Origin of the sequence: Shouchella rhizosphaerae, assembly GCF_900142675.1 — a bacterium.
GTDB classification, from domain to species: Bacteria; Bacillota; Bacilli; order Bacillales; family Bacillaceae_D; genus Shouchella; species Shouchella rhizosphaerae.
Genome location: NZ_FRBS01000003.1, coordinates 473833 through 485602, shown reverse-complemented (window position 1 = coordinate 485602; position 11770 = coordinate 473833). Strand labels below are relative to the sequence as shown.

The 11770-nt window shown below is 45.1% G+C and carries 13 protein-coding genes; 8 read left to right on the top strand and 5 right to left on the bottom strand.

The genetic code is table 11. The annotated features are described in order from the left end of the window. Nucleotides 1-104: 104 nt before the first annotated feature. From BUC05_RS11500 to BUC05_RS11470, 7 genes are all read left to right on the top strand, one after another. Entirely contained in the window at nucleotides 105-1154 is a 1050-nt protein-coding gene (locus tag BUC05_RS11500) for a tetratricopeptide repeat protein (RefSeq protein WP_063609541.1), read from the top strand. A 58-nt stretch (nucleotides 1155-1212) separates the two neighbouring features. Continuing rightward, the gene (gene trxB, locus BUC05_RS11495; protein ID WP_063609540.1) at nucleotides 1213-2163 is read left to right on the top strand and encodes a thioredoxin-disulfide reductase; all 951 of its coding nucleotides are present in this window, start codon (nucleotides 1213-1215) and stop codon (nucleotides 2161-2163) included. 261 nt (nucleotides 2164-2424) lie between these two features. Then, nucleotides 2425-2913, top strand: a complete 489-nt coding sequence (locus BUC05_RS11490) for an NUDIX hydrolase (protein ID WP_011247879.1) — start codon at nucleotides 2425-2427, stop codon at nucleotides 2911-2913. Continuing rightward, a complete protein-coding gene (gene rapZ / locus BUC05_RS11485) occupies nucleotides 2910-3800 on the top strand; it encodes an RNase adapter RapZ (protein WP_011247878.1) in 891 nt (296 codons plus the stop codon). Before BUC05_RS11490 ends, rapZ begins: the two co-directional genes overlap by 4 nt. Further along, on the top strand, nucleotides 3797-4783 hold the full coding sequence (locus BUC05_RS11480; protein ID WP_011247877.1) for a gluconeogenesis factor YvcK family protein: 987 nt from the start codon (nucleotides 3797-3799) through the stop codon (nucleotides 4781-4783). Before rapZ ends, BUC05_RS11480 begins: the two co-directional genes overlap by 4 nt. A gap of 43 nt (nucleotides 4784-4826) precedes the next feature. Next, nucleotides 4827-5801 carry a DNA-binding protein WhiA gene (gene whiA, locus BUC05_RS11475; protein ID WP_011247876.1) on the top strand — a complete coding sequence of 325 codons (975 nt, stop codon included), beginning with the start codon at nucleotides 4827-4829 and terminating at the stop codon, nucleotides 5799-5801. Between the two features lie 3 nt (nucleotides 5802-5804). After that, complete coding sequence (locus BUC05_RS11470) at nucleotides 5805-6062, top strand: HPr family phosphocarrier protein (RefSeq protein ID WP_011247875.1); 258 nt, start codon at nucleotides 5805-5807, stop codon at nucleotides 6060-6062. Between the two features lie 199 nt (nucleotides 6063-6261). On the opposite strand, the gene BUC05_RS11465 is transcribed toward BUC05_RS11470, so the two are convergent. From BUC05_RS11465 to BUC05_RS11450, 4 genes are all read right to left on the bottom strand, one after another. Continuing rightward, entirely contained in the window at nucleotides 6262-6924 is a 663-nt protein-coding gene (locus BUC05_RS11465; RefSeq protein WP_011247874.1) for an ABC transporter permease, read from the bottom strand. Next, nucleotides 6924-7847 (bottom strand): osmoprotectant ABC transporter substrate-binding protein, encoded by a 924-nt coding sequence (locus BUC05_RS11460; protein ID WP_011247873.1) that lies wholly within the window; start codon nucleotides 7845-7847, stop codon nucleotides 6924-6926. Before BUC05_RS11460 ends, BUC05_RS11465 begins: the two co-directional genes overlap by 1 nt. Before the next feature lie 18 nt (nucleotides 7848-7865). Continuing rightward, nucleotides 7866-8507: an ABC transporter permease gene (locus BUC05_RS11455; protein WP_011247872.1), complete on the bottom strand. Its 642-nt coding sequence runs from the start codon at nucleotides 8505-8507 to the stop codon at nucleotides 7866-7868. 74 nt (nucleotides 8508-8581) lie between these two features. After that, a complete protein-coding gene (locus tag BUC05_RS11450) occupies nucleotides 8582-9730 on the bottom strand; it encodes a betaine/proline/choline family ABC transporter ATP-binding protein (RefSeq protein WP_011247871.1) in 1149 nt (382 codons plus the stop codon). A gap of 292 nt (nucleotides 9731-10022) precedes the next feature. On the opposite strand from BUC05_RS11450, the gene BUC05_RS11445 reads away from it, so the two are divergent. Then, nucleotides 10023-10379, top strand: a complete 357-nt coding sequence (locus tag BUC05_RS11445; protein ID WP_011247870.1) for a DUF4870 domain-containing protein — start codon at nucleotides 10023-10025, stop codon at nucleotides 10377-10379. A 35-nt stretch (nucleotides 10380-10414) separates the two neighbouring features. Here the strand turns inward: BUC05_RS11445 and BUC05_RS11440 are convergent, their stop codons facing one another. After that, complete coding sequence (locus tag BUC05_RS11440) at nucleotides 10415-11749, bottom strand: M20/M25/M40 family metallo-hydrolase (RefSeq protein ID WP_257006682.1); 1335 nt, start codon at nucleotides 11747-11749, stop codon at nucleotides 10415-10417. Nucleotides 11750-11770: the final 21 nt, after the last annotated feature.

Genomic DNA, 11770 nt, shown 5'->3' with positions numbered 1-11770 from the left:
AAAATTTTTTCAAAACAACTTTTTTAACGGTTGTCCTTACAGAAAATCACGTTTAGTGTATACTTGACGATAGATAGATCATTTGCTTGGAGGGACAAGCTTACATGAGCGACGAATCGAAAGAAGATTCAAGGACCATCGTTCCGTTTTACCAAAATGGGGATTATTTTTTTCACAGGGGATTGCAAGCTTTTCACAAAAAGCATTTAAATCGGGCTGCAAAACTGCTAGAGCGGGCAGTAAAGCTTACTGCCTCTGAACCGATTTTTAAAATACAGTTGGCTGCAGTGCTGTCTGAACTTGGTGAGTATGGGAGGTCGAATGAACTCTTACAATCCGTGCTGGCAAGTTCCGGCAGTCAACAGCCTGTTTGTCATTTTTTTATTGCCAATAATGAAGTGTACATGGGCCACTTTTATCAGGCCGAAAAGCATGTGCGTCTCTATCTAGAAAAAGAGCCAAACGGGCAGTTTGCCGAAGAAGCACATGAATTGCTTGAGCTATTTGAAGATGACCCTTTTATGGAGGAAGAAGCGAGTTCGGAACAATTTTTAGACGACCATGAACAGGCATGGCTTTTTTTGCGAAAAGGGCAAGCAGAGCTGGCGGTGCCGTTGCTTGAGTCAATCGTTAGCAAGCATCCTCGTTTGTGGGCTGCCCAAAATCATCTTGCCGAAGCGCTATTTTGCATCGGTGAAACCGAAAGAGCGTTTGCCATTTGCCAGGAAGTGCTCGATAAGGATTCTGGCAACTTGTTGGCATTATGCAATCTCGCATTATTTTACTTTGAAATGGGCTATACTAAAGAAGCGAAATGGTACCGTGAGCGGCTTGCAAGCGTTTATCCTCTTGATTCAGGTCACGCTGCGCGCCTTGTCCAAGTGCTATGTGCTCTTGGAAATTATAAAGAAGTCCTTTCACGGCCTTTTCCTATTGATGCTGATGAAGAAGCAGCCCTTTTGCGGTGTTACGGTGTCGCTTCCTACCATGAACACAATGAAAAAGCCGCTTTAGAACATTTGAAAAAAGCGGTAGATCTTGGCGACGGAGCTTCGAAACAGTTAATGGAAGCGGTGGCCAACAAACAATCAGACGATATTTCGTTTACATTGTTTGCCGAACGTGGCTTCTTGAGCAGAACATTAGACAGTTAGCTGTTTTTTTCGCTACGATGGAAGCAGATAACTTGAAGAGTAGAGGAGTGCAAGAAACATGGCTGAAGAGACCATTTATGATGTGATTATTGCAGGAGCAGGACCAGCTGGCATGACAGCGGCTGTGTATACATCCCGGGCCAACTTAAATACACTCATGCTTGAGCGTGGGATGCCTGGCGGGCAAATGGCGAATACGGAAGACGTGGAAAACTACCCTGGTTTTGACCACATTTTAGGACCGGATCTTTCCAATAAAATGTTTGAACACGCCAAAAAATTTGGCGCTGCCTATGCGTATGGCGACATTAAGGAAATTATCGATGAAGGCGATACAAAACGGGTCATTGCTGGCTCAAAAGAATACCGCGCCAAGGCAGTCATCGTTTCAACGGGAGCAGAATATAAAAAACTTGGCATCCCTGGCGAGCAGGAACTGAGCGGCAGAGGCGTTTCCTATTGCGCTGTGTGTGATGGTGCTTTCTTCAAAGAGAGGGAATTGATCGTCGTAGGTGGCGGTGACTCTGCTGTTGAAGAAGCTGTCTATTTAACACGGTTTGCAAAAAAAGTGACAATCGTTCACAGGCGCGATCAATTACGTGCCCAAAAAATCTTGCAAGACCGCGCTTTTAACAACCCGAAAGTCGATTTCATTTGGAATAAAGTTGTAACGGAGATTAATGAAAAAGACGGCAAAGTCGGGGGCGTGACGCTAAAAGACACGAAAACAGGCGAAGTCTCAAACATGGAAGCTGACGGTGTGTTTGTATACATCGGCATGTTGCCATTAAATGAAAGTGTTCAGAACTTAGGGATTACGAATGAGGAAGGCTATATTGTTACGAATGAGGAAATGGAGACAAAAGTGCCTGGTATATTTGCAGCTGGCGATGTACGGGAAAAATCGCTACGGCAAATTGTCACAGCAACAGGCGACGGCTCCATTGCCGCCCAAAATGTCCAGCATTATTTAGAAAACTTGGCTGAAGCTGAAAAAGTCGAGAAATAAGCGTAGTTCTTAGAGTGAACAAGAACGAATTTGCTTTAAAGGGGTAAACCGTCATCAGCTTTTAAAGGTGCTGTAATGCAATTGAAATAACGGTTCCTTTATAATAGAAACAGTAATTGACCCCCTTTTTTAAAATATAGCTTCATTTAGGCGCAGACTTCTGCGCCTTTTTTTTGGTTAAACCGAACAAAATAAGCGCCATCATTGTCGCCTCCCTTAATTACTTGTATACTATAAAATGAGGAACGCGAGGTGAGAGGCTTGCAGCGAATAACCAATTGTATACTGGCAACAGCGGATCAATGTTTAATGCTTCAAAAGCCAAGCCGTGGCTGGTGGGTAGCGCCAGGCGGAAAAATGGAGCATGGCGAAACGATTAAAGAAGCTGTTGTCCGTGAATTTCGAGAAGAAACAGGACTATCCATTAAAGACCCTGAATTGCGCGCAGTGACCACGGTGGTCATTGTAGGTGAGGGGCAAACTATGGAAGATGAGTGGATGATGTTCTCCTTTCTTGCCAGCAGCTATGAAGGCACGATGCTCGATCAGTCTCCGGAAGGGAAGCTTGTCTGGCAAAAGCGTGATGCTCATGCGGATTTGCCAATGGCAGAAGGGGACCACCATGTCTTTAACCACATTTTAAATCAAAAAGGCGTTTTATACGGAACGTTTTATTATACAAAGGATTTTAAGCTGATTGATTATCGACTTGATCCGAAACCGATGCAAGAGAAAGGGGCAGCACTATGAACCAGTCTGAAGTCGAGATTGTCATTATTACCGGTATGTCTGGCGCTGGAAAATCCGTTGCTGTCCGAAGCTTTGAAGATTTAGGCTATTATTGTATTGACAACTTGCCTCCAGTCTTGCTGCCGAAGTTTATTGAATTGATTGAGGGCGGCATCGATAAAGTCACAAAAGTGGCGCTCGTCATGGATTTACGAGGGCAGTCCTTTTTTGATGAATTGTTCAAAGCCATTGATGAACTGAATGAAACGCCGGCAAGTAGACTTAAAATCCAAATTTTGTATTTAGATGCAAAAGATTCTAAGCTTGTGCAGCGCTATAAAGAAACGAGGCGTACACACCCATTAGCCAAAGGGGGCTTGCCACTCGAAGGCATTCAAAAAGAGCGGAATTTGCTTGAAGAAATAAAGGGGCGCGCTCAGCAAATCATTGATACGACAGAGTTAAAGCCACTCCAGCTACGGGAAAAAATCATGCAGCGTTTTGCTGGGAATGACCGCCAAGCATTTGCTGTCCATTTTGTTTCATTTGGATTCAAATATGGCATTCCGATTGATGCCGACCTAGTATTTGATGTCCGCTTTTTGCCGAACCCGCACTACGTTGAAGATTTGCGGCCAAAAACGGGATTACAGACAGAAGTGTCCTCTTATGTGTTAAAATGGAAAGAAACAAAACAATTTGTGGAGAAGCTGACTGATTTATTTGACTTTATGCTTCCCCATTACAAACGGGAAGGGAAAAGCCAAGTTGTCATCGGGATCGGCTGTACAGGCGGCCAGCACCGTTCAGTGACATTGGCTGAATACTTTTGTGCTCATTACGAAGCTAAATATGATGCGTATACGAGCCACCGCGATATTAACAAACGGAAGGCGAACAGTCGATGAAAAAGAAGGTCGTTGTCATAGGAGGAGGAACTGGGCTTTCCGTGATTTTGCGCGGGCTGAAGACGTTTCCAGTCGATATCACTGCGATTGTGACTGTTGCGGATGATGGCGGTAGCTCCGGCATTCTTCGCAAAGAGCTCGATATTCCCCCGCCTGGGGATGTGCGCAATGTGCTTGTGGCCCTTGCTGAAGTGGAACCGCTTGTGGAAGAACTGTTTCAACACCGTTTTTCAAGTGGAGACGGGCTAAGCGGACATTCACTCGGAAATCTGCTGCTAGCAGGAATGACATCCATTACAGGCGATTTTCAAAAAGGGATTTCGGCGATAAGTCGAGTATTGAATGTGAGAGGGCGTGTGCTTCCAGCAGCAAACGAGAGCATTGTCCTTCACGCGGAAATGCACGATGGCTCAATTGTCTCAGGAGAATCAAGCATCCCTCTTGCAGCTAAAGGGATTAAGCGCGTTTACTTGTCTCCAGAACATGTCTCGCCTCTACCTGAAACGCTTGATGCCCTCCATGAAGCCGATTTAATTGTACTCGGCCCTGGTTCCCTCTATACGAGCATTGTCCCAAATTTGCTTGTCCCTGGCATTAAGGAAGCAATTGCTGCTTCTAAAGCGAAGAAAGCATATATTTGCAATGTGATGACACAGGCAGGGGAAACAGACGGATACAGCGCTTCTGACCATTTACAAGGCCTGTTTAAGCATTGCGGCGGCCAATTGGTTGAGTACATCTTAGTCAACAGCACGACAATCTCTGAAAGCGTCCGCTCTCTTTATCGCTTAGAAAAAGCAGAACAGGTTGTCGTCGACAGTGATGTCCTTGAATCAATGGGGGTGACGCCTATTAAAGGCCGTTTTGTCCTTGAGGCGAATCAAAAATTGCGCCATGATGCGATGAAGGTGTCAAAAGCACTAATAAGTTTGCTGGAAGAAAAGGAACAACAACCGACATATCGGGAACGAAACCGGTGTTAGGGCGGCTTTTATGCCGCCCTTCATGAAAGAGAGGGTGAGAGGCGTGTCTTTTGCCGCGAATGCCAAAAAAGAACTGACACAGCTTGAGCTTGTTTCTTGCTGTGCTCGGGCAGAGCTTTCTGCCCTCATCCGGATGAACGGGTCGCTGTCGCTTGGCAATAAGCAAGTCGGTTTAGATGTAACAACCGAAAATGCAGCCATTGCCAGACGGATATACACACTTATCAAGCATCTATACCCTAATATCCACATTGAGTTGCTCGTTCAAAAGAAAATGCGTCTTAAAAAGAATAATGTTTATATGGTGCGCATTTCCAAAGAAGCGCGCCAGCTACTTGAGGATTTGCGGATTTTGAACGGGTCTTTTCAATTTATTCGTGACATTTCTCCGGAAATTGTAAAAGAGTCTTGTTGCAAACGTGCTTATTTGCGGGGGGCTTTTTTAGCAGGCGGCTCCATTAACCATCCAGAAACGTCTTCTTACCATTTAGAAATCTTTTCGCTTTATGAAGAGCATAACCAAGCGATATGTGAACTAATGAACGGATTTTCTCTTTCAGCTAAAACGCTTGAACGGAAAAAAGGATTTATTACGTACTTAAAAGAAAGCGAAAAGATAACGGAATTCCTGAATATCATTGGCGCCCACCAAGCACTTCTTTATTTTGAAGACGTCCGCATTATGAAAGATATGCGCAACTCTGTTAACCGGCTTGTAAATTGTGAAACGGCTAATTTAAACAAAACGGTCGGGGCTGCCCTTCGCCAAGTAGAAAACATTCGTTTTATTGATAAAACGATTGGCTTGGAAAACTTGCCGCCTAAACTACAGGAAGTCGCTAAGCTCCGAGTGAAGCACCAAGATGTGACGTTGAAAGAACTAGGGGAAATGATGCAGGGCGGGAAAGTGAGCAAATCAGGTATAAACCATCGGCTCCGTAAGATTGACGAATTTGCGGACAAGCTCCGTAACGGCACGTTTGATGCCAAAAAATTAAATACGCATAGGGGGAAATGAGGAATGGCGCAAAAAGAAGTAACCATCCAACTTAAATCAGGTTTGCAGGCCCGGCCTGCGGCGATGTTTGTCCAAGAAGCCAATCGATTTTCGTCTGAAGTGTTTATTGTAAAAGACAATGCCAAAGTCAATGCGAAAAGCATCATGGGATTAATGGGCTTGGCACTCGGCAAAGGCACGACGATCACGATTGTCACAGAAGGGCACGATGAAAAAGAAGCACTGGATGCCTTGGTTGCTTATGTGGAAAACGATGGGTAGACGGCATTTTAAAAATCGACTCCTAGCCCCTAGCTCGTAACAATAGAGGTGGGCTACAGAAACGTGCTATTCCTTGTGATTGCCGAATGGAACGAAAGCCTCTTCTCGAGCAGGTAAAGGCATGAGAGGACGAGTGGTATAGAAACATAAAAGCCAGTTGAGCACATGCGCTCAACTGGCTTAAGCTGCGTTAACATGGTTAACTGGTTTGTGGTTTCGATTGTTTAAACGGGTGTAGCTTTCTTTCAATCCAGCCCATTAACATGTCTGCAATAATCGCCATAAAGGCAGTTGGAATGGCACCGGCAAGAATAATCGCCATCCCATCTGTGGCGTTTGTCCCTGTCAAAATGATTTCGCCAAGCCCGCCTGCACCGACAAAAGCGCCAATTGCAGCAATGCCAATCCCGACGACAAGGGCATTGCGGAGGCCGGCCATAATGACGCTAATGGCCAATGGGAGTTCAACCATGCGCAATAGCTGAAAACGTGTCATGCCACTTGCACGCCCAGCCTCAACAAGAGCTTGGTCGACACCTTTCATGCCGACATACGTGTTTTGTGTAATCGGCAAAATGGAATAAAGAAATAACGTCATGACAGCAGTGTTGGGTCCAAGGCCGAGGACGAGCATAATGACGGCGATCATGCCAAGAGCAGGAATGGTCTGAATGATGTTCCCAACAGCCAGAACCCAGCCGCTTAAACGCCCATATTTGGCAATGAGCACGCCAAGGGGAATCGATACAATCGCTGCAAAAAGGACGCCATAGGCAGCCATAAGAAAGTGGCGGTAAAATTGTGCCGCAATGTAGCCGCTGTTTTGGGAAACGTATGTGATGAATTCCTGGAACGTGTCCATTAGTGGCTTTCCTCCTTGTCCTTAAAGTAATTGTTTTCTTCTAAAAAGGTTTGGGCAACAAGGCGCGGATTTTTTAATTCCACGTCAGCCATATAGTTTAATTCTTGCATTTTTTCAGTCGTGATGGTGCCAGTTAAGCGTTCTAAAAGCGGCGAAAGCTCTGGATATTGTTCAAGCACCTCATTGCGTACAACCGGCGAGGCATCGTAAGGCGGGAAAAACCGCCGGTCATCTTCAAGCACTTTTAAATTGTATTCCTGAATACGCCCGTCGGAAGAATAAGCCAATACAACATCCATATGCCCGCTAGCGTTGGCTTCATATACGAGGCCGACATTCATCGGAAACACGTTGCCAAAAGCAAAATAGCTTTCTTGAAAACCTTGGTAGCCATCGCCTTTGCGATTCACCCATGAATTATCGACGCCAAAACGGAGTTCCGGTGCAAAAGCTTCCAAGTCTGAAATCGTTTCAATTCCATGCTCATCTGCAAATGCTTCGGTAACAGAAAGGGCGTACGTATTTTCAAATCCATATGAATCAAACCAAGTTTGATCGAAGCGCTCAGAAAATTCTCGTTTCACGATGTCCATTGCTTCGTCTCGGTCAGTAACAGGGTCCATGCCAAGTGCCGCAGACAAGTCTGTACCTGTATAGCGAGCAGCCGTAATGTCCAAGTCACCTTGTACAAGCGCTTGATGCTGGACGACAGAAGAGCCTAGTTTCGTAATTAACTCGGTCTGCAAATCCGTTTCTTCTTCGATCAATAGGGCGACGATTTGCCCTAGAATTTCTGATTCGCTTGTCACCATTGTGCCAATCCGGATTGTTTGCTGGGAAGGGCCAGATAGTCCCGGCAAAGAACACCCAGTTAATATAAGCCCTGAAAGGCAAAAAGCAATGATCGTTTTTGTTGGCTTCACAGTGATTCTCCTCCCCCCTTAAGATGTTTGGGATTGTTTGTAGCCTTTTGGCGTTAATGCACGCTCTACTAACAGCAGTAAGCGGTCGGCAAGCAGCGCCAAAATCGTGGCAGGTAAAGTTCCGGCTATGATAAGCGCTGGTTGGAATAAATTGAGGCCGTCAAAAATGAAATCCCCTAGCCCGCCGCCGCCGACAAATGCCGCTAATGTAGCCCAGCCGATTAAATAGACAGTTGCTAAACGGATGCCTGCCATAATAACTGGCAATGCAAGGGGAATTTCGATTTTAAAAATCGATTCGATATTGTTCATACCCATGCCTTTGCCTGCTTCCAACACGCTTGGATTGACGCCTTTAACACCTGTGTAGGTGTTTCGTAAAATCGGCAATACGGAGTAAAAAAACAAAGCAATAATGGCCGGTACTTTGCCTGCTCCAAAAATAGGAATAAAAAAGGCTAATATGGCGAGGCTGGGGACTGTCTGCAAAATGCCGATGACAGATATAAGCCTGTCTGCCACACGAGGAACACGTGTTAGGGCAATTCCTAAAGGCACAGAGACAAGAACACCTAAGAGAATCGCCGTAAACGAAATAAACAGATGTTCCCCCGTCTTAAAAAGCAAGTCATGGCCGTATTCTGAAAAAAACGCGATCATCGTTTATCCTCCTTCTTGGGTCGCTTTTAAAAGCGCTGTACGACACATAGGCACAACACACAAGTACAATCGACTCACGGTTCTGTGGGCTCATCAAAGTCCATGCCATCGCCCCAAATGGTGTCATAGACAATATCCGCCAAACTGGTCCGTGTCACAATGCCTGCAACTTGGTGTTGGTCATTGACAACGGGCACATATTTGGCACCGCGCCGCAGCATTTTATGGATCGTATCACGCAAAAGGCTATGCTCTTGAACGGTAAAAACATCTGTTTCCATTGCCTCTTTGACAGTCAATGCTTTTTTATAAAAGGAATCGATCATTTCGACGTCAATGTAGCCGGTTAAAACGTTATCCTGGTTGACGGCAAGGAGTGAGTCGACACGCTTATCGCGCATGAGGGAGATGGCGTTGCGCAGTGTTTCATTTTCATCGACGGTAACGGCGTGTTTATTCATAACTTGTTCAACAGTGGTTACATCAGCCCGTCCTTGAATGAGGCGGTCCTTGCCGATAAAATCTTCGACAAAGGCATTGGCAGGGGAGCGCATAATCTCATCAGGAGTTCCAGTTTGGATGATTTTTCCGTCTTTCATGATGACAATCCGGTCTGCTAGTTTTAATGCTTCGTCCATGTCGTGTGTAACAAAAACAATCGTTTTGTCGAGATCTTTTTGTAATTTTTTGAATTCCTCTTGTAAAGAGTCTCTCGTAATCGGATCGAGTGCGCCAAAAGGTTCGTCCATTAAAATCAGTGGTGGATCAGCTGCGAGTGCCCGCAACACACCAATTCGCTGCTGCTGTCCGCCACTTAGTTCGTGTGGGTATTTGTCCAAATACGACTCTGGCAAATTGACTAGTTTAATCAGTTCTTTTGCCCGCTCGTCTTTTTTCGATTTCGGCCACTTCAAAAGCGTTCCAACAAGGACAATGTTTTCTTTAACAGTCATATGGGGCATTAACCCGATTTGCTGGATGACATAGCCAATTGATCGACGCAATTCGACTGGATCTTGTTTCCGTATGTCTTTGCCGTTAACAATAATTTGCCCTTCTGTCGCTTCGTGGAGACGATTCACCATTTTCATTGTTGTTGTCTTTCCGCAACCACTTGGGCCAATAAAACAAACGAATTCGCCTTTATTTATTTTTAGATTTAAATTGTCTACAGCTGGTCTGCCGGCACCATACCGCTTTGTGACATTTTTAAATTCCAACAAAACGCCCACCTCCATGTCGAATAATGTAAATTTACCAAATAAGTATAAGTAAAAACAAGTCGATTCGTAAAGCCTTATAAATGTTAAAAAATATATGCAATATATACTGCACAAAATTTGTAGTGTGTTTTCCTTCCATTTGCTTTGTTTTTCTTCCGAATTCTACCCATTATGGTTTCTAGTCGTTTACAGAGAGGCTCAAACACGGGAAGTACAGCGGTGAGACGAAAAAAGAATTGTATCCTTTTCCATTTGAGCGTATAGTAAAGGTAAGGATAAGGAGAGATGACAAATGGCCAATGAAATTATTGATTACCGCGAATATGAACCAGACGGAAGCGAGCGTATGTTGGCGATGTTGCTATATGTATTGAGCTTTCCTGCGCCTATCCTTGCGCCACTTATTATCTGGCTCGTTAAAAGAGATGATTCGGACTTTATTGATTACCATGGCAAGGAATACTTTAACTTTTTGATTTCTTTTTTCATTTACGGATTAGTTGCGAGTGTGACCATGATTATCCTAATTGGCTTTTTACTTGCGCCACTTGTCGGCCTGCTTGCTATTATTTTTACCATTTTGGCCGCAATTAAAGCATACCAAGGAGAGGAATACCGAATTCCCCTTACAATTAAATTTTTACGTTAAGCGAAGGCATCCCATAATGAGGGATGCCTTTTCTATTAGTTCTGTCCGACAGCATGGATAACATGGGCTGTACAGCGAATGCCGTTTAAAAAGTGGCGAATAGCGAGATTTTCATTTGGCGAGTGGTTGCGTTGGTCAAAGTTTGCATAAGGGACGAGAAGAGATGGTGCGTGAAGGAGCTTTGTCCATACATAGTCTGGCAGCGAGCCGCCAAGGCTTGGTTGGATAAGGGGCTCCTCATTAAAACAAGCAGAAATGCCTTTTAGCGCTTTTTGGACGATCGCTGTCTCAACTGGCGTACGGGAAGGCTCCATTGCCCCTAAAAACGTCACCTTGGCATCAGGCCGGCGTGCTTTTACGTGTGCAGTCACCTTTTCAAAAATGTCTTTAGGGTCCTGGTCCACAACGAGGCGTGCGTCGATTTTTACACTGGCTTTGCTAGGAATAATTGTCTTAATGCCATCTTCTAAATAGCCGCTTTTTAGTCCGCATATATTAAAAGTGGGTTCTAGCGCTAGTTTTCGGTAATAGCTTTTTCCATCTATATCCAAATGGGGATAGCCGATTTTTTGGGCGACTGAGTCTTTTTCAAAAGGGAGTGTGGCCAACAGCTGTTCTTCTTCAGCGCTGGCAGGGCGAATATTGTCGTAAAAGCCTTCGATTAAGACGCGCCCGTCTGTGCTGCGCATCGTCTGAAGCAGCTCCATAAGGTCCCAAGCTGGATTTGGGACAATGTTGCCTGTATTGCCAGAATGGTTGTCGAACTCGGCGTTTTGAAGTTCAATCTCAAAAGATAGAATGCCGCGGACGCCAAGAAGGACAAGGGGAGAGCCGCTATCATGAGATGGCCCATCAGCTGTGTAAACGAGGTCGGCTTGAAGCAATTCTTTGTTGCTTTGAACAAAGTCTGGCAAATGGACGCTGCCCATTTCTTCTTCCCCTTCAATAACGATTTTAATGTTGACGGGTAAAGCGCCACATGCTTCTTGATACGTTTTTATGCCGAGAAGTTGGGCAACGATTTGTCCTTTGTTGTCGCCTGCGCCCCGTGCAAAGATACGCCCGTCGCGGACTGTTGGTTCAAATGGAGGCGTCTCCCACTCACTTAATGGGTCAGGAGGCTGTACATCGTAATGGCCATAAATTAACAAAGTTGGCGCGTGTTTGTCTGTAAGAAGTTCACCGTATAGAATAGGATGGCCTTCTGTTTCAAACAGTTCAGTACGGGCACCAACTTCCTCCATGAGCGCTCGCATTAACGCTGCGCATTCGCGCATTCCTTTGTTTTGAGTGCTAATGCTTTCTTGGCGCAATAGTTTAAACAACGTAGCCAATGAATCGTCTGTTTGCTTGGCGACAATGTCGTCAATTGCTGAAATGCTCAGAATAAA

Excerpts from the sequence above, each read along its gene's own strand:
- BUC05_RS11500 (WP_063609541.1), top strand. The coding sequence starts at position 105 with ATGAGCGACGAATCGAAAGAAGATTCAAGGACCATCGTTCCGTTTTAC.
- trxB (WP_063609540.1), top strand. The coding sequence starts at position 1,213 with ATGGCTGAAGAGACCATTTATGATGTGATTATTGCAGGAGCAGGACCA.
- rapZ (WP_011247878.1), top strand. The coding sequence starts at position 2,910 with ATGAACCAGTCTGAAGTCGAGATTGTCATTATTACCGGTATGTCTGGC.
- BUC05_RS11480 (WP_011247877.1), top strand. The coding sequence starts at position 3,797 with ATGAAAAAGAAGGTCGTTGTCATAGGAGGAGGAACTGGGCTTTCCGTG.
- BUC05_RS11470 (WP_011247875.1), top strand. The coding sequence starts at position 5,805 with ATGGCGCAAAAAGAAGTAACCATCCAACTTAAATCAGGTTTGCAGGCC.
- BUC05_RS11465 (WP_011247874.1), bottom strand. The coding sequence starts at position 6,924 with ATGGACACGTTCCAGGAATTCATCACATACGTTTCCCAAAACAGCGGC.
- BUC05_RS11455 (WP_011247872.1), bottom strand. The coding sequence starts at position 8,507 with ATGATCGCGTTTTTTTCAGAATACGGCCATGACTTGCTTTTTAAGACG.
- BUC05_RS11445 (WP_011247870.1), top strand. The coding sequence starts at position 10,023 with ATGGCCAATGAAATTATTGATTACCGCGAATATGAACCAGACGGAAGC.